The organism is Tistlia sp., from assembly GCF_040905785.1.
GTDB lineage: Bacteria > Pseudomonadota > Alphaproteobacteria > Kiloniellales > DSM-21159 > Tistlia.
In genome coordinates, this window is record NZ_JBBDQW010000088.1 from 56,337 (window position 1) to 72,251 (window position 15,915).

Consider the following 15,915-nt stretch of genomic DNA (forward strand, 5'->3'; position numbering starts at 1 on the left):
CGGCCGGCGGGCCGCAGTTAGAACATATAGGGAACATGGACGGGTAGGAAGCGCGCCGAGCTGCGCGGGAAGGTGGCGGGCGGACTCAGCGGCCGCGCGGCCGGACCACGACCAGAGCGACGCCGAGCACGGTCAGGGCCATGCCGGCCAGGGCCAGCGGCCCCAGCGCTTCGCCGAACAGCAGGTAAGCCATGACCGCCGTCACCGGCGGCACCAGGTAGAACAGGCTGGCGGTCTTGGACGCCTCGCCCCAGCGGATCAGCAGCATCAGCAGGCTGACGGCGCCGATCGAGAGCACCAGGGCCAGCCAGCCGAGGGCGAAGACCAACTCGCCACTCCAGACCACCCGGCCGCTCTCGAAGAGCAGCGCCGGCAGGCCGACGACGAGCGTCGCGGCCAGATACTGCACCACGGCGCCGCCGATCAGCGGCGCGTGCTGAACGTAGCGCTTCTGGTAGACCGTGGCCGCGGTGATCGCGACCAGCGCGGCCAGCACGAAGGCCAGGGCGTCGAGGCCGAAGCCCTGGGACGGCGAGCCGTCACCGGCCGGCCCGCCCTGGGGCGCCAGCTTGCCCGACAGCACCAGGGCGACGCCGAGCAGGCCGAGCAGCAGGCCGACGACCTGGCGGGCGCCGACCCGCTCGCCGAGCAGCGGCCCGACCACCGCCGCCGTCAGCAGGGGCTGCAGGGCGACGATCAGGGAGGCGAGGCCGGCCGGCATGCCGCGGCCGATGGCGACGAAGACGCCGCCCAGGTAGATGCCGTGCATCAGCGCGCCGACCACGGCGACGTGGCCGGTCTGGCGCCAGCTCCGCGGCCGCTGGTCGGGCAGCAGCAGCAGCAGCGGCGCCATCACGGCGATGACGATGAGGAAGCGCAGGACCAGGAAGGTGCCGGGCTCGACGTAGGGCAGGCCGAGCTTGGCGCCGACGAAGCCGGTCGCCCAGAGCAGCACGAAGACGACCGGCGCCAGGCCGGCGAGCAGCGTCTTCACGGGCGACTGGCCGGGCGACAGGAGCGGCATGGCCGCCTGCTACCACGCCCCGCTCAGGTCCGCCACTTCAGGAAATGGCGTTCGGCGCGGCCGAGCAGCCAGCTGACGGCGAGGCCGAGCATCGAGAGGATCGCCACGCCGGCGAGCAGCTGGTCGGTCGCCATCAGGTTGCCGGCGAGCAGCACGTAGGCGCCGACGCCGTACTCGGCGCCGATCATCTCGGCGGCGACCAGCAGGATGATGGCGATCGCGGCCGAGATCCGGAATCCCGAGAGGATCGCCGGCAGGGCGCCCGGCAGCACGATCTTGCGCACGATCGACAGCCGCGAGAGGCCGAAGGACTGGCCCATGCGGATCAGGCCGCGGTCGACGTTGTCGACGCCGCCGTAGACCGCGATCACGGTCGGGAAGAAGCTGCCGAACAGGATCGTCGCGACCTTCGATTCCTCGCCGATGCCGAACCAGATGATGAACAGCGGCAGCAGCGCGATCTTGGGGATCGGGAAGAAGGCGGCGACGAAGGGCACGATGCCGGCCCGGCCGAGCGAGAACAGGCCGGCGGCGAGGCCGACCAGCAGGCCGAGCAGCGTGCCGCAGGACCAGCCGATCAGCAGCCGCTGCAGCGAGGCGCCCAGGTGCAGCCAGAGCTGGCCGGTCTCGACCAGGCGCCAGAAGGCCGCGATCACCTCGCTCGGCGCCGGCAGCACCAACGGTCCGATCAGGCCGAGCCGCGAGCCGGCCTCCCAGCCCAGCGCCAGCGCGACGAAGAGGACCGGCGCGACCAGGCGGACCGGCCGCGGCGCGAATCCGCCGCCGCGGAAGGGCACCGCGCGCGCCTGGCCTTCGCTGCCTGCCTGCTCCCCGCTGCCTGCCTGCCCCCCGCCCCTTGCCCCCTCGCGCGCCTCAGACATCGGCGAGCTCCCGGTCGGCGGCCATGGCCTCCTCGCGCATCAGCTCCCAGAGCCGGCCCTGCTGGACCTGCAGCGAGGCCAGGGCGTCCTTGCGCTCCTCCAGGGGCAGGTCGATCTCGACGATCTCGCGGATCTCCCCGGGGAGGCGCGACAGGACCACGACCCGGTGGCCCAGGCGCACCGCCTCGTTCAGGTTGTGGGTCACGTAGCAGGCCGTGAAGCGCTCGCGCAGCCAGAGCTCCAGCAGGTCGTCGAGCAGCAGCTCGCGGGTCTGGCTGTCGAGCGCCGAGAGCGGCTCGTCCAGCAGCAGGCAGGCGGGGCGCACCGCCAGCGCCCGGGCGATGGCGACGCGCTGCTTCATGCCGCCCGACAGCTGCCGGGGCAGCACCTCGGCGAACTCGGAGAGCTTGGTGCGCGCCAGCACGTCGGCGACGATCTCCCGGCGCTCCGCCCGGCCGACCGGCTGGTCCTCGAGCGCCAGCGCGACGTTGCCCGCCGCGGTGCGCCAGGGCAGCAGCGCGAAGTCCTGGAACACGTAGGTCAGGGGGTTGAGGCAGTCGGGCGGCGGCGCGCCGATCTGGAGCACCGCCCCGGACGTCGGCCGCTCGAGCCCGCCGAGCAGGCGCAGCAGCGTCGACTTGCCGCAGCCCGACGGCCCGATGACGCAGACGATCTGCCCGGCCTCGATGGTGAGGTCGATGCCGCGCAGTACCTCCAGCTCGCCGTAGCGGTGCGAGACGTCGCTGAGGCAGAGATCCATGCCGCCGCTCCCTTGCGTCCGAGCCGCCGGTAACCCCGGCTACTCGGTCGTCGCGACGAAGCCGGTGTCGACGAAGTCCTCGACGGCGAGGCCCTCGGGCGCCAGGCCCTGGGCCTGGTACCAGGCGAGCTGCTCGGCGATGTTGGCGACGTCGAGCGCCGCGCCCTCGTTCATGTGCACGGCGCCGGCCAGGATCGAGGGCGCCGCCTTCTCGCGCGGCTGGTCGGTGTAGACGTGCTTGTGGATGACGTCGATCACGCCGTCGACCGTCGCCTGGTCGGCCTCGGGATCGAGGAAGGCCGCCCGGTAGTCCTCGATGCCCCTGGCGTAGGCCCGCAGGAAGCGCTCGACCATCTCGCGCCGCTCCTCGACGTTGCGGGTCGAGGTGAAGATCGAGGTCACCAGGTAGGGGCCGAGGTCGCGGACCCAGCCGATGATCCTGGCCGCGCCCGAGTTCTCGAGCGGCACGGCGACGTGGGGCACCATGGCCATGGCGTCGACCTGGCCCGACTTCACCGCGCCGATCATCGAGGGCACCTTCTGCAGTGCCTTCAGCGACATGTCGGACAGGGCGAAGCCGTTGCGCTCGGCGATCATGCCGGCGACGTAGTGGAAGGAGGAGCCCTGCTGGGTCATGGCCCAGGACCGGCCCTTGAGGTCGGCTGGGGACTTCAGGCCCGCCTCCCAGGCCTGGTTCGAGGCCAGGATCGCCATGCCGGGCACGCCCGGCTTCTCAGCGTAGAGGCCGCCGACGACCTTCACCGCGCCCTTGTCGGCGAGGCTGTAGAAGCCGCCGGTCAGGGCGGTGACGCCGAAGTCGATGTCGCCCGAGGCGATGGCCACGGCGATCGGCTGGGCCGCCTGGAAGAACTTCAGCTCGACCTCCAGGCCCTCGTCCCGGAAGTAGCCGCGCTCGTAGGCGATGAAGCTGGGCGCGTGCGAGGTGAAGCGCAGCGCGCCGACGGTCACCTGGTCGGCCGCGGTCGCGCTGCCGAGGCCGGCGCCGAGCCAGGCCGCCAAGCCGGCGGCGGCCAGCAGAGCGCGCCGCGACCATCGGCCCCTGGTCCTGCCCGTGGTCCTGCCCGTGGTCCTGCCCGTGGTCCTGTCCGTCATCTGGCTTTCCTCCCTATCGTCTTTTTCTCTGGGGCTTGGCCGGCCACTCTATCCGGCCCCTGGGCGCTTGTCCCGCCGGTGGCGGGCGGGCCGCCGCGTTGCGGCGACCGTTACCATGTGCAGACTGTCGCTGATAAGACCGAGGCGGCCGAGGTCTGGCCGAGACCCGGCCTGTGCGAGGAAGGACACCCCGTGACGAGATTCCCCGAGATCAAGCCGATCCGGCGCGGCGGCGCCGAGCCGAAGGTCCTGGACTGCGACGTCTGCGTCCTGGGCTCCGGGGCGGCCGGGCTGTCGGCGGCGCTGGAGGCCGGGGCGCTGGGCGAGTCGGTGGTGCTGGCCGACGCGGCGCCGCAAGTCGGCGGCCAGGCGATCAGCGCCGCCCTGGGCACGCTCTGCGGGCTCTACGGCAACGGCCCGCAGCCGCTGCGCCTGGTCCACGGCGTCATGGACGGCATGATTCACGAGCTGATCGCCGCCGGCGAGGCGGCGCCGCGGCGGGCGCGCAACACGGTGATCCTGGACTATGCCATAGACGCCTGGCAGCGCTGGGCCGAGCGCGCGGTCGTCGCGGCCGGCGTCACGCCCCTGCTCGGCGCCGTGCTGCGCGAGGTCGAGCGGGGCGGAACCCGGGTGACGGCCCTCGCCTTCGCGACGCGCTTCGGCGAGGTCCGGGTGCAGGCGCGCGCCTTTGTCGACGCCTCGGGCGACGCCGTGATTCCCTGGCTGTCGGACCTGGAGATGAACACCGCCGACGAGCCGATCTACGGCACGGTCATGGCGATGTTCGAGCGGGTCGACACCGACGCTTGCGCCGACTGGCCGCGCTCGACCTACCACGAGGCGATGAAGCGCCGCGGCGCCGAGTTCGGCCTGGTCCGCTTCGACGGCTTCATCTTCCCCGTCGGCGACGGCCGCGTGAACCTGAACCTGACGCACATCGAGACGCCGCTCGACGCGGTCGGCCTCGCGCTCGCCGGGATCGAGGGTAAGCGGCAGGTCGACGCCCTGCTCGCCCTGTTCCGCGAGGAGTTCCCCGAGGCCTACGGCCGCGCCCGGGTCGCGCACTACGGCCAAGCCGGCATCCGCCAGACCCGGACCATCGTCGGCACCCGGCGCCTGACCGTCGAGGCGGTGCGCAACGGCGCCGTGCCGGACGACCGCGTGCTGCGCTGCAGCTGGCCGATCGAGCTGCACACCACGCCCGAGACGACGCACTGGGAGATGTTCGACGAGGACCACCTGCACTACCTGCCGTTCGGCGCCATGACGCCGAAGGGTCTGGACAATGTCGTCGTGGCGGGCCGCTGTATCGACGCCGAGCCGGCCGCGTTGGCCTCGGTTCGGGTCATGGGCCCCTGCTTCGCCATGGGGCGGGCGGCGGCGGAGGCCGTCCACCAAGTCGAGGCCGGCTCACTGCACCAGCTCGACATGGCGGCCCTGCAGGCGCGCCTCGCCGACAACCTGACCGAGACGACCCGCGACCCCTGGCTCGAGCGCAGCGTCGGCGAGTCGGGCCCGGAAGCCTACGGCGCCGGCTGAGCCCGCTTGCGCCTCAGGGCGGGCGGCGCCGGCTCAGCTGCGCGAGCCGACCCGCTCGAGCTCCCGCTCGCCGCTCTCGCCGTCATGGGGCTGGGCGGCCTCGACCTGCCCGATGCCCTGCGCCCGCCGGTCGAGCCGTTCGGGGCCGCGGAAGACCTCGGAGATCGCGCGCTGCGCCCGCTCGGCGGGCACCTCGTCGCACCAGACCTCGAAGGCGGTCAGCCGGTTGGCCCCGAAGGTCGTCATCATGGCGACGTCGGCGGCGTCGCGACCGCGCACCATCAGGATTCGGCCGATGCGCGGTGTGTTGTAGCGCGCGTCGAAGGTATGCCAGCGCCCGCCCAGATAGGCTTCGAACCAGGCGCAGAAATCGCCCGGGTCGCCCTGCGCCGGCACGCCGATGTCGCCGAGCCAGCCGCTGGCGTAGCGCGCCGGTATGTTCATCGCCCGGCACAGCGCGACCGCCAGGTGCGCGAAGTCGCGGCAGACGCCGGTGCGCTCGCGGTAGGCGTCGAGGGCGGTCTTGGTCGGCCGGCCGTGCTGGTAGCCGAAGCTGATGTGACGGTGCACGAAGTCGCAGATCGCCTGGACGCGAGTCCAGCCGGGCGGCGTCGAGCCGAACAGCCGCCAGGCGGTCTCGGTCAGGGCGTCGCTCTCGACGTAGCGACTCGCGGTCAGGAAAGGAATGACCTCGTTCGGGAGGTCCGATACCCCCTGCTGCGGCGCGTCCCCGTTCACGGGGTCCGGCCGGCCGTCGTCACGGACCAGGAAGTCGCTGTGCAGCGTGGTCCTGCCGCGGGGCACGACGACCCGTCCGCAGCGGTTGCCGAAGACGTCCTTGAACTCGACGATGTGGAGCGGCGGCGCTAGGCTGAGGCCGTCCTGGCCGATGACGTCGAGGACGCGCGAGGGGTGCGGATAGAGCGCCAGCAGCATCGGCGTCTCCTGCTCGCACTCGACGGTGATCTCGAATCCGACGCGGATCAGCATGCGGCATGTCTTTCCTGACAGGGGGCGGCACGGCAGGCGGCACGGCCGGTGAATACATTTCGCTTCGAAGAACACCTCGTGACCGCGATGCGTTCCAGCGGCAGAACCGCTCGCCGGACGCGACTTTCAGCCCTTTGGCGTCAGGCGGTTGCAGTCGCCGGCTGACTTCCGGGCGCAGGCTCCCCATCTTCTGCAGGCTGCTCCCCGACGCCTTCGAATCGAATTCCCCTTGACCGTCATCCGCGTCCGCCACACCACCCGCTACCGCTACGACCACCCTGTCGAGCTCGACGAGCATCGCCTGATGATCCGCCCGCGCGACAGCCACGACCTGCGCCTGATCGAGGCCGGGCTGCGCATCTCGCCCCTCGCCCGCCTGCGCTGGTCGTTCGACACTTTCGGCAACTCGATCGCCCGCGCCCATTTCAATGGCCCGACCGAGGAGTTGCTCATCGAGAGCGACCTGCTGGTCAGCCGCCACGTCTTCGACGATCCGCTGGTCACCTTCGCCGAGGCCGCCGAAACTTACCCCTTCCGCTACCGCGACGACGAGCAGGTCGACCTGGCGCCCCTGCTGCATCTGCAGCACCCGGAGGACCGCTCGGCGGTCACCGCCTGGCGCGCCCGGGCGATGCCCGAGCCCTCCGGTTCCAGCCTCGACCTGCTGCACGCCCTCGGCCAGGCGATCCACCAGGGCTTCGGCTACAGCCGGCGCGAGGCGATGGGGACCCAGAAGCCGGCCGAGACGCTGGAGAGCGGCAGCGGGACCTGCCGCGACTTCGCGTTCCTGTTCATGGAGGCGGCGCGCGACCTGGGCTTCGCGGCGCGCTTCGTCACCGGCTATCTCTGCGACCCGGCGACCCTGCCCAATACGCAGGCCGGCGGCGCGGCCGAGGGCGAGGACGCGTTGCGCGGCGGCGGCGCGACCCATGCCTGGGCCGAGGTCTTCGTGCCCGGCGTCGGCTGGGTCGAGTTCGACCCGACCAACCTGATCGTCGCCGGCCGCGACCTCGTGCGCGTCGCCACCACGCGCACGCCCGAGCAGGCACAGCCGGTGCGCGGCTCCTTTCGCGGCGTGCCCGAGACGCAGGCCAGCATGGAGGTCAAGGTCGAGGTCAGGCGCGAGCCGAAGCCCCGGTGAAGCGGCAGCGGGCCGGGCGCCGGTTCGGCCTCAGCCCAGCCTCTCCTTGAGCAGCTTGTTGACCACCGCCGGGTTGGCCTTGCCCTGGGTCGCCTTCATGACCTGACCGACGAACCAGCCGACGACGTTCGGGTTCTCCCGGTACTTCTCGACCTGGGCCGGGTTGTCGGCGATCACCTTGTCGACCGCGGCGCCCAGCTCGCCGGTGTCGGAGACCTGCTTCAGGCCCTTCTCCTCGACGAGGGCGGCGGCGTCCTTGCCGGTCTCCCACATCGCCTCGAAGACCTCCTTGGCCTGGCGGCCGGAGATCGTGCCCTCGGCCAGGAGGTCGAGCAGGCCGCCCAGCTTGTCGGCATCGACCGGCGCGCTCTCCAGCGTCGCGCCCGAGGCGTTGAGCGCGCCGAAGTAGTTGGTGATGGTCCAGTTGGCGGCGATCTTGGGGTCGCGCTTGCCGCCGGTCCCGACCAGGGTCTCGTAGAAGGCGGCGTTCTCCTGCTCGGCGACCAGCACGGAGGCGTCGTAGGTCGAGAGGCCGTAGTCGGCGATGAAGCGCGCCTTCTTGTCGTCGGGCAGCTCGGGCAGCGCGGCCTTCAGCTCCTCGACCCATGCGCTCTCGATGACCAGCGGCAGCAGGTCGGGATCGGGGAAGTAGCGGTAGTCGTGCGCTTCCTCCTTGGAGCGCATCGAGCGGGTCTCGCCGCGCTTCGGGTCGAACAGGCGGGTCTCCTGGACGATGCTGCCGCCGGACTCCAGGATCTCGAGCTGGCGGCGCGCCTCGGCCTCGATGGCCTGCTGGACGAAGCGGATCGAGTTGACGTTCTTGGTCTCGGTGCGCGTGCCCAGGGGCTCGCCCGGCCGGCGCAGCGACAGGTTGACGTCGCAGCGCAGGCTGCCCTCCTCCATGTTGCCGTCGCAGGTGCCGAGGTAGCGCAGCAGCGAACGCAGCTTGCGGACGTAGGCGCCGGCCTCCTCGGCAGAGCCCAGCTCCGGCTTGGAGACGATCTCCATCAGCGCGACGCCGGAGCGGTTGAGGTCGACGAAGGTGCGCCCGGGGTCCTGGTCGTGCAGCGACTTGCCGGCGTCCTGCTCCAGGTGCAGCCGCTCGATGCCGATGTCCTTGGTCGAGCCGTCGGGCAGGTCGATGGTCAGCGTGCCGTTGCCGACGATCGGCTTCTCGAACTGGCTGATCTGGTAGCCCTGGGGCAGGTCCGGATAGAAGTAGTTCTTGCGCTCGAAGACGCTGGTCAGGTTGATCGCCGCCTTCAGGCCGAGGCCGGTGCGCACCGCCTGCGCCACGCAGGCGCCGTTGAGCACCGGCAGCATGCCCGGCATGGCCGCGTCGACCAGCGAGACCTGGCTGTTCGGCGCCGCGCCGAAACGCGTCGAGGCCCCGGAGAAGAGTTTCGAGTCGGAGATCACCTGAGCATGGACCTCCAGCCCGATGACCATCTCCCAGCTGCCGGTCTCGCCCTCGATCAGTGCCATCGCTTGTTTCGTCCCGTCTGCCGCCGTTGCCGTCGCAGCCGTCATCTACACCCAAACGGCGCCGAGGTGAACGGGGTGGCGGCGCCGGTCTTCTGGCGCCGGCGAAACCGCCTATGATGAGGCGGATCGACCGGGGCGATCGGAGGAGACATGACCGAGAGCGAGGACTTCGCCGCCGAGGGCGGCTGCACCTGCCGCGCGGTGCGCTACCGCCTGGCGGGCCGGCCGCTGTTCGTGCACTGCTGCCACTGCCGCTGGTGCCAGCGCGAGACCGGCAGCGCCTTCGCGCTCAACGCCATGGTCGAGGCCGAGCGGGTGGTCCTGCTCTGCGGCAGGCCCGAAGCGGTCGACACGCCCTCGGCGAGCGGCCGGGGCCAACGGATCTTCCGCTGCCCGGCCTGCCGGATCGCGCTCTGGAGCAACTACGCCGGCTCCGGCCCCAAGGTGCGCTTCCTACGGGTCGGCACGCTCGACGAGCCCGACCGCCTACCGCCCGACATCCACATCTTCACCGCCTCGAAGCAGCCCTGGGTGATCCTGCCGGAGGGCGTGCCGGCCGCGCCGGAGTACTACGACCGGGAGCGGCACTGGCCGGCCGAAAGCCTGGCCCGCCGGAGCGCCCTGCTGGCGGGCTGAGTCGGCCGGGGCTCCCTGCGCCGGCGCCGCCGACGCCTCAGTCGAAGCGCAGCGTCAGGCGGGCGTTGTCGCAGCAGGTGCCGTCGGCGGCCCGGGTGCCGCAGGGCTCCAGGCCCCATTGCAGGAAGCCGAGCGAGCGGTAGAGCGCACACGCGGGCCGGTTCTCGATCCAGACTACCGCCTGGACCTGGGTCACGCCCGGCAGCGCCTTGGCCGCCGCGATCGCCGCCTCACAGAGCCGCCGGCCGAGCCCCTGCCCACGCGCCGGCTCGGCGACATACATGCCGAAGAGCTGCGCCTTGTGGCGCATCCGGCGCCCCGGCAGCAGGTAGATCCCGGCGAGGCCGAGCAAGGCATCCGACTCGCCGAAAGCGCCGACGACGGTCGCGCGCTCCGTCCAGTCGCGCCAGAAGGCCTCGGGCCGGTCGGCCTCCTCCTCGTGGAAGGCGCCGAAGTTGTCGGGCTCGCGCCGCAGGCCGGCCAGACGCAGGTCGCGGAACGCCTGCCAGTCGTCCGGACCGAGACGGCGGATCGCGGCGCTCACGGAGTCGCCTAGCCGGCCAGGAAGTCCGGCAGGGCGTCGAAGCCGGCGGCCTCCTCCAGCACGCCGGCGACCTTCAGCACGGTTTCCTCGTCGAAGGCGCGGCCGATGACCTGGAGGCCGAGCGGCAGGCCGTCGGAGGAGAGACCGCCGGGGATCGAGATCGCCGGCAGGCCGGCCAAGTTGGCCGGCACGGTGAAGACGTCGTTGAGGTACATGGCGAGCGGATCGTCCATCTTCTCGCCGATCGCGAAGGCGGCCGAGGGCGCGGTCGGCGCCAGGATCGCGTCGACCTTCTCCCAGGCCGCCTTGAAGTCGTTGGCGATCAGGGTGCGGACCTTGCGCGCCTTGTTGTAGTAGGCGTCGTAGTAGCCGGCCGAGAGCACGTAGGTGCCGATCAGCACGCGCCGCTTGACCTCGTCGCCGAAGCCAGCGGCGCGAGTCGCCTCGTACATCTCGGCGAGCGGCTGGTCGCCGCCGACGCGCAAGCCGTAGCGCACGCCGTCGTAGCGCGCCAGGTTCGAGGAGGCCTCGGCCGGTGCGATGACGTAGTAGGCCGGCAGGGCGTAGCGGGTGTGCGGCAGCGAGACCTCGACGATCTCGCAGCCGGCGGCCTTCAGCCAGTCGATGCCCTGCTGCCAGACCCGGTCGACGGCCTCCGGCATGCCGTCGACGCGGTACTCCCGGGGCACCCCGATCCTGAGGCCGCGCAGGTTGCCGGTCAGGGCCGCCTCGTAGTCGGGAACGGCGCGGTCGACCGAGGTCGAGTCCTTGGGGTCGTGGCCGGCCATCGAGCGCAGCAGGATCGCGCTGTCGCGCACCGTGCGGGCGAAGGGGCCGGGATGGTCGAGCGAGGAGGCGAAGGCGACGACGCCCCAGCGCGAGCAGCGGCCGTAGGTCGGCTTGAGGCCGACGATGCCGGTGAAGGAGGCCGGCTGGCGGATCGAGCCGCCGGTGTCGGTACCGGTGGCGCCGAGCGCGCAGCGCGCCGCGACCGCCGCGGCCGAGCCTCCGGAGGAGCCGCCCGGCACCAGCTTGCGGTTGTCGCCCTGGCGCTTCCAGGGGTTCTCGACCGGGCCGAAGGCGCTGGTCATGTTCGACGAGCCCATGGCGAACTCGTCCAGGTTGGACTTGCCGAGCAGCACCGCCCCGTCGCGCCAGAGCTGGCCGCTGACGGTCGATTCGTAGGTCGGCTCGAAGCCCTCCAGGATGCGGCTGCCCGCCGTCGTCCGCACGCCCTTGGTGCAGTAGAGGTCCTTGATCGCGAGCGGGATGCCCTCCAGCGGGCCGGCCTCGCCCTTGGCGATGCGCGTGTCCGAGGCGGTGGCCATCTCCAGCGCCCGCTCCGGCGTTTCCTGGATGAAGGCGTTGAGCGGGCGCGCCGCCGCGACGGCGGCGACGTAGGCCTCGACCAGCGCCTTGGCAGAGAGCCGCTTCTTGGCCAGGGCGTCGCGGGCGCCGGCCCGGGTCAGGTCGGTCGGCTTCATGGCTACTCCACCACCCGGGGCACGACGAAGAAGCCGTGGGCGCGCTCCGGCGCGTTGGCCAGGACCTCGTCCGGCCGGCCGCCGTCGGTGACCGCGTCCTCGCGCAGCGGCAGCTTCTGCTCGACCACCGAGGTCATGGGCGGCACGCCCTCGGTGTCAAGCTCGCCGAGCTGCTCGACCCAGGCGAGGATGTTGTTGAGCTCGCCGACCAGGCTCGCCGCCTGCTCGTCCTCGACGCGGATGCACGCCAGCTTGGCGATCCGGCGCACCGTGTCGACGTCGACCGACATGCCGCCCCTCTTTCCTTGCCACCATTCGGAAGTCGTGGCCGCTGTCTAGCACCGCCCTGCCCGCCTCACAAGGCGGGCAGGGCGGTGCCTGCGGGACAGGGCCGTTAAGCCTCCCTTATGAATCAGGGGTGCTGGATGACCCTCCACGGATTCCGTCCCGGACGGAAACTGCGACTGCAGAAGGGTGAGACCCGTGTGTCCATGCAACCTTGTCGCCGACGCCGAGGAACCGGCCGAAAGTCCGCGGCTCGACGCGCTTGACGACTACGAGAGTCTCGACAGCCAGGCCGACGCCCGGTTCGAGCGGATCGTCGGGCTGGCCGCCGACCTGTTGGACGTGCCGATCGCGCTGGTCAGCCTGCTCGAGGAGGACCGCCTCTGGCTGACCGCGCGCTTCGGCCTCGCGCTGCCCCGAACGCCGCGCGACTGGGCCTTCTGCAGCAGCAGGCTGCTCGGCGAGGAACTGCTGGTCGTCGAGGACGCCACGCTCGACGCGCGCCTTGCCGGCGCCCCGCTGGTCGCCGGCGCGCCCGGCCTCCGCTTCTACGCCGGCGTGCCGCTCGTCACCCCGCAGGGCCGGCGCATCGGCGCGCTCTGCGTGCTGGACCGGCGCCCGCGCCGCTTCGCCGCGCCGCAGCGCCGGCTGCTCCGGCGGCTGGCTTCGACCGTCGTCGACCTGACGGAATCGCTAGCCACCGCCCGCGCCCTGGAGCGCAAGGAGCGGAGGCTGTCGCTCGCCGAGCTCAGCCAGATGGAGCAGATCCGCTATGGCCGGATCTTCGAGAACTCGCTGAACGAGATCTACCTGTTCGACGCCCTGACCCTGCGCATCGTCGCCGCCAACCGCGGCGCGCGCGAGAACCTGGGCTACGGCGAGCCGGAGCTGCGCGACCTGACCCCGCTCGACCTGATGCCCGGCGTTGGGCTCGCGTCCTTCGAGCGGCTGCTCGACGCGCTGCGCGGCGGCCGGCGGCGGAGCGTCCTCTTCGAGCGCCCGCAGCGCCGCAAGGACGGCACGAGCTATCCCGCCGAGGTGACCCTGGAGCTCGACTCCAGCGGCGACTGGCCGCTGTTCGTGGCGCTGGTCCAGGACGCCACGGAGAAGCGCACCTACCGGCGCGACCTGGGCCGCGCGCTCGAACTGACGCGCTCGATCCTCGAGGCCTGCCAGGAAGCCATCGCCAGCTTCCGGCCGCTCTACGACGACAAGGGCGAGATCGCCGACTTCGAGTGCCTGCAGGCGAACGCCGCGGCGCGGCGCATGCACGGCCTGCCCGCCGGCGAGATGGTCGGCGCCAGGCTGCTCGACTTGTGGCCCGGGTGGCGCGGCACGCGGCTGCCCGGCCTGCTGCGCGAGGTCGTGCTGCAGCGCGAACCTGTGACGCTCGAGCGATCCTACGCCGACGGCCGCCGCGACGGCTGGTTCCGCATCTCGGCTGCGGCCACCGGCGAAGGCGGCCTGACGCTGGTGATCGCCGACATCGGCGAGCAGAAGCAGCACGAGCGCGCGCTGCAGCGCTCGAACCAGGCGCTCGACCAGTTCGCCGGCGGCGTCGCCCACGACCTGCAGACGCCGATCGGCCAGATCGCCGGCTTCACCAGCCTGCTGGAGCGCCACCTGGGCACCGACATCCCGCCCAAGGCGAGGGCCACCATGGGCTACATCGCCCAGGCCACGGAGAACATGAGCCGCCTGGTCAGCAGCCTGCTGGATTTCGCCAGGCTCGGCCGGCTGACCTTCGACCCGCAGCCGGTCGCGCTGCGGCAGCTCGTCGAGCAGTGCCTGGAGGAGGTCGCCGGCGAGCTCGGCGAGGCAAAGGTCTCGCTGTCGATGTCGGACTTGCCCGAGATTCCGGGCAACGCGACCCTGCTCAAGCAGGTCTTCCAGAACCTGATCGGCAACGCCCTGAAGTACCGCTCCGCCGCGCCGCTCGCGCTCACGATCCACGGCGAGCTGACGCCCTCGAGCCTTCGCATCTTCCTCGAGGACAACGGCATCGGCATCGAGGCGCGCCACGCCGAGCGGATCTTCGAGGTGTTCCGGCGCCTGCACGCCGACGGCTCGCCCTACCCCGGGCTCGGCATGGGCCTGGCCCTGACCAAGACCATCGTCGAGGCCCACGACGGCCGCATCTGGCTCGACACCGCCCGCCCGGCGACTGCCAGCGGCAGCCGCTTCGTCGTCGAGCTGCCGCTGTCGCTGCGGGAAAGCGGCGCTGCCGGCCCTGCGGCTCCGCTGCGCGGCAGGTGCCGCCCGCCCGCGGCCTGAGCGCCGGGCTTCCGGGCGGCTGCGCTTGCGGCTAACGTGCCGCCCATGTCCGCACCCTCCCCCTTCGCACCCTCCCCCTTAGGCCCCTTCACCGAGCTCGCCGACCTGCCGGCCCTGCTGCCGCGGCGCGGCCGCCTGCTCGGGCTCGACCTCGGCGAGAAGACCATCGGTCTCGCGCTCAGCAACTCCGACCTGACGCTGGCCTCGCCGCTGCGCACGATCCGGCGGCGCAAGTTCACCGAGGACGCCATGATCCTGGAGGAGCTCTGCCGCGAGCGCGAGGTCGCGGGGCTGGTCGTCGGGCTGCCGCTCAACATGGACGGCAGCGAGGGCAGGCGGGCGCGCTCGACCCGGCAGTTCGCCCGCAACCTGATCGAGATCGCCGGCTTCAGGCTGCCGGTCGCGCTCTGGGACGAGCGCCTCTCGACCGCCGCGGTCGAGCGCTTCCTGGTCGAGGAGGCGGACATGAGCCGGCGGCGGCGCGGCGAGGTCGTGGACAAGATGGCCGCCGCCTTCATCCTGCAGGGCGCGCTCGACTCGCTGCCCCGCGACAGGCCGGCCCCGGACCGGGCCTGACCGCCCCGCCATGTCCCCCGTCGTCGCCGCGATCCTGCCGGTCTTCCTGCTGATCTTCCTCGGCTGGCTGCTCAAGCGCCGCGCCTTCCCCGGCGACCACTTCTGGGCGCCGGCCGAGCGGCTGACCTACTTCGTGCTGTTCCCGGCGCTGATCGCGACGACCCTGGCCCAGGCCGACTTCAGCCGGCTGGAGATCCTGCCGATGGCGGCGGCGATCGTGCTGGCGATCCTGGCGATGAGCGCGCTGATCCTGGCCGCGCGCCGGCTCTTCGCCGTCGACGGGCCGGGCCTGACCAGCGTCTACCAGGGCGCCGTGCGCATGAACACCTACATCGGCCTGACCGTGGCCTACGGCGTGCACGGCGCCGAGGGGCTGGCCGCGGCGGCCCTGGCAGTCGCGGCGATCGTGCCGCTGGTGAACGTCACCTGCACGGCGATGCTGGCGCGCTACGGCAGGGGTGCGGCGCCGGGCGCCGCCGGCATGGCCCGGCAGTTCGCGACCAACCCGCTGATCCTGGCCTGCCTGCTCGGCGGCCTGCTCAACCTCAGCGGCATCGGCCTGCCGCCGGTGCTGGGGCCGATGGCGCTGATCCTCGGCCGGGCCGCCCTGCCGCTCGGCCTGCTGGCGGTCGGGGCGGCGCTCGACCTGCGCGCGGCGCGCGCCGCCGGGCGGGTCGTGCTCCAGACCTCGGCGCTCAAGCTGGCCGCCCTGCCGCTGCTCACCTGGCTGTTCCTGCAGGCCTTCGGCATCGAGGGCGTCGCCGCCTTCGTGGCGATCCTGTTCAACGCCCTGCCGACCGCGACCAGCGCCTACATCCTGGCCCGCCAGCTCGGCGGCGACGCGACCCTGATGGCCAGCCTGATCACCGTGCAGACCCTGGTCGCCCTGGCCAGCCTGCCGCTCGTCCTGGGGCTGCTGGCCTAGCCTGGGAGGCGCAGGCTTCTCGGCGTCACACCTTCGCTTCATGATGAGCCTGTCGAACCATGCCGGGGTCCGCGCAACTCGCGCTTCGTGGTTCGACCAAGCTCACCATGAAGCGCGACCCTCTCGCCGGCCTCCTCCGCGCCCGCCGAAGGAGAGCAAGCCGCCGCACCGGCGTCCCCTTCGCTTCATGGTGAGCCTGTTGTCCAGCCTGGAGACATGGTGGACAGGTGTCCGGAGACATGGTGGACACTCAGA

At 72.1% G+C, this 15,915-nt stretch carries 15 protein-coding genes; 6 read left to right on the top strand and 9 right to left on the bottom strand.

Annotated features, from left to right (window positions below; translation table 11 throughout):
- Positions 1 to 85: 85 nt before the first annotated feature.
- The 4 genes from WD341_RS20190 to WD341_RS20205 are packed head-to-tail and all read right to left on the bottom strand — an operon-like array spanning position 86 to position 3,778.
- Positions 86 to 1,024, bottom strand: a complete 939-nt coding sequence (locus tag WD341_RS20190) for a DMT family transporter (RefSeq protein ID WP_368427294.1) — start codon at positions 1,022 to 1,024, stop codon at positions 86 to 88.
- A 23-nt stretch (positions 1,025 to 1,047) separates the two neighbouring features.
- Positions 1,048 to 1,905: an ABC transporter permease gene (locus WD341_RS20195; protein ID WP_368427295.1), complete on the bottom strand. Its 858-nt coding sequence runs from the start codon at positions 1,903 to 1,905 to the stop codon at positions 1,048 to 1,050.
- Positions 1,898 to 2,665 carry an ABC transporter ATP-binding protein gene (locus WD341_RS20200; RefSeq protein ID WP_368427296.1) on the bottom strand — a complete coding sequence of 256 codons (768 nt, stop codon included), beginning with the start codon at positions 2,663 to 2,665 and terminating at the stop codon, positions 1,898 to 1,900. The genes WD341_RS20195 and WD341_RS20200 overlap by 8 nt, the downstream gene beginning before the upstream one ends.
- Before the next feature lie 39 nt (positions 2,666 to 2,704).
- Positions 2,705 to 3,778, bottom strand: a complete 1,074-nt coding sequence (locus tag WD341_RS20205) for an ABC transporter substrate-binding protein (RefSeq protein WP_368427297.1) — start codon at positions 3,776 to 3,778, stop codon at positions 2,705 to 2,707.
- Between the two features lie 192 nt (positions 3,779 to 3,970).
- Between WD341_RS20205 and WD341_RS20210 the strand changes: the two genes are divergently transcribed.
- Entirely contained in the window at positions 3,971 to 5,320 is a 1,350-nt protein-coding gene (locus WD341_RS20210; RefSeq protein WP_368427298.1) for an FAD-dependent oxidoreductase, read from the top strand.
- Positions 5,321 to 5,353: 33 nt separating this feature from the next.
- Here WD341_RS20210 and WD341_RS20215 read toward each other — a convergent pair whose 3' ends face one another.
- On the bottom strand, positions 5,354 to 6,310 hold the full coding sequence (locus tag WD341_RS20215; protein ID WP_368427299.1) for a transglutaminase family protein: 957 nt from the start codon (positions 6,308 to 6,310) through the stop codon (positions 5,354 to 5,356).
- 229 nt (positions 6,311 to 6,539) lie between these two features.
- Between WD341_RS20215 and WD341_RS20220 the strand changes: the two genes are divergently transcribed.
- Positions 6,540 to 7,451 (top strand): transglutaminase N-terminal domain-containing protein, encoded by a 912-nt coding sequence (locus tag WD341_RS20220; RefSeq protein ID WP_368427300.1) that lies wholly within the window; start codon positions 6,540 to 6,542, stop codon positions 7,449 to 7,451.
- A 30-nt stretch (positions 7,452 to 7,481) separates the two neighbouring features.
- Here the strand turns inward: WD341_RS20220 and gatB are convergent, their stop codons facing one another.
- Positions 7,482 to 8,936, bottom strand: coding sequence for an Asp-tRNA(Asn)/Glu-tRNA(Gln) amidotransferase subunit GatB (gatB, locus tag WD341_RS20225; RefSeq protein WP_368427301.1), 1,455 nt, complete (start codon positions 8,934 to 8,936; stop codon positions 7,482 to 7,484).
- A 150-nt stretch (positions 8,937 to 9,086) separates the two neighbouring features.
- Between gatB and WD341_RS20230 the strand changes: the two genes are divergently transcribed.
- The gene (locus tag WD341_RS20230; protein ID WP_368427302.1) at positions 9,087 to 9,572 is read left to right on the top strand and encodes a GFA family protein; all 486 of its coding nucleotides are present in this window, start codon (positions 9,087 to 9,089) and stop codon (positions 9,570 to 9,572) included.
- Between the two features lie 37 nt (positions 9,573 to 9,609).
- On the opposite strand, the gene WD341_RS20235 is transcribed toward WD341_RS20230, so the two are convergent.
- From WD341_RS20235 to gatC, 3 genes are read right to left on the bottom strand one after another with little or no spacing between them, the layout of a single operon-like run.
- Complete coding sequence (locus WD341_RS20235) at positions 9,610 to 10,116, bottom strand: N-acetyltransferase family protein (RefSeq protein ID WP_368427303.1); 507 nt, start codon at positions 10,114 to 10,116, stop codon at positions 9,610 to 9,612.
- Between the two features lie 8 nt (positions 10,117 to 10,124).
- Entirely contained in the window at positions 10,125 to 11,600 is a 1,476-nt protein-coding gene (gatA, locus tag WD341_RS20240) for an Asp-tRNA(Asn)/Glu-tRNA(Gln) amidotransferase subunit GatA (RefSeq protein WP_368427304.1), read from the bottom strand.
- Positions 11,601 to 11,602: 2 nt separating this feature from the next.
- Positions 11,603 to 11,890 carry an Asp-tRNA(Asn)/Glu-tRNA(Gln) amidotransferase subunit GatC gene (gatC, locus tag WD341_RS20245; protein ID WP_368427305.1) on the bottom strand — a complete coding sequence of 96 codons (288 nt, stop codon included), beginning with the start codon at positions 11,888 to 11,890 and terminating at the stop codon, positions 11,603 to 11,605.
- 193 nt (positions 11,891 to 12,083) lie between these two features.
- On the opposite strand from gatC, the gene WD341_RS20250 reads away from it, so the two are divergent.
- From WD341_RS20250 to WD341_RS20260, 3 genes are read left to right on the top strand one after another with little or no spacing between them, the layout of a single operon-like run.
- Positions 12,084 to 14,159 carry an ATP-binding protein gene (locus WD341_RS20250; RefSeq protein WP_368427306.1) on the top strand — a complete coding sequence of 692 codons (2,076 nt, stop codon included), beginning with the start codon at positions 12,084 to 12,086 and terminating at the stop codon, positions 14,157 to 14,159.
- Positions 14,160 to 14,204: 45 nt separating this feature from the next.
- Positions 14,205 to 14,735, top strand: coding sequence for a Holliday junction resolvase RuvX (ruvX, locus tag WD341_RS20255; protein ID WP_368427307.1), 531 nt, complete (start codon positions 14,205 to 14,207; stop codon positions 14,733 to 14,735).
- A gap of 10 nt (positions 14,736 to 14,745) precedes the next feature.
- Positions 14,746 to 15,660: an AEC family transporter gene (locus WD341_RS20260; protein WP_368427308.1), complete on the top strand. Its 915-nt coding sequence runs from the start codon at positions 14,746 to 14,748 to the stop codon at positions 15,658 to 15,660.
- Positions 15,661 to 15,915: the final 255 nt, after the last annotated feature.

What these genes read in the sequence shown, in the direction of transcription:
- WD341_RS20190 (WP_368427294.1), bottom strand. Translation starts at nt 1,024, where the DNA reads ATGCCGCTCCTGTCGCCCGGCCAGTCGCCCGTGAAGACGCTGCTCGCC.
- WD341_RS20195 (WP_368427295.1), bottom strand. Translation starts at nt 1,905, where the DNA reads ATGTCTGAGGCGCGCGAGGGGGCAAGGGGCGGGGGGCAGGCAGGCAGC.
- WD341_RS20200 (WP_368427296.1), bottom strand. Translation starts at nt 2,665, where the DNA reads ATGGATCTCTGCCTCAGCGACGTCTCGCACCGCTACGGCGAGCTGGAG.
- WD341_RS20205 (WP_368427297.1), bottom strand. Translation starts at nt 3,778, where the DNA reads ATGACGGACAGGACCACGGGCAGGACCACGGGCAGGACCACGGGCAGG.
- WD341_RS20215 (WP_368427299.1), bottom strand. Translation starts at nt 6,310, where the DNA reads ATGCTGATCCGCGTCGGATTCGAGATCACCGTCGAGTGCGAGCAGGAG.
- gatB (WP_368427301.1), bottom strand. Translation starts at nt 8,936, where the DNA reads ATGGCACTGATCGAGGGCGAGACCGGCAGCTGGGAGATGGTCATCGGG.
- WD341_RS20230 (WP_368427302.1), top strand. Translation starts at nt 9,087, where the DNA reads ATGACCGAGAGCGAGGACTTCGCCGCCGAGGGCGGCTGCACCTGCCGC.
- gatA (WP_368427304.1), bottom strand. Translation starts at nt 11,600, where the DNA reads ATGAAGCCGACCGACCTGACCCGGGCCGGCGCCCGCGACGCCCTGGCC.
- gatC (WP_368427305.1), bottom strand. Translation starts at nt 11,890, where the DNA reads ATGTCGGTCGACGTCGACACGGTGCGCCGGATCGCCAAGCTGGCGTGC.
- ruvX (WP_368427307.1), top strand. Translation starts at nt 14,205, where the DNA reads ATGTCCGCACCCTCCCCCTTCGCACCCTCCCCCTTAGGCCCCTTCACC.
- WD341_RS20260 (WP_368427308.1), top strand. Translation starts at nt 14,746, where the DNA reads ATGTCCCCCGTCGTCGCCGCGATCCTGCCGGTCTTCCTGCTGATCTTC.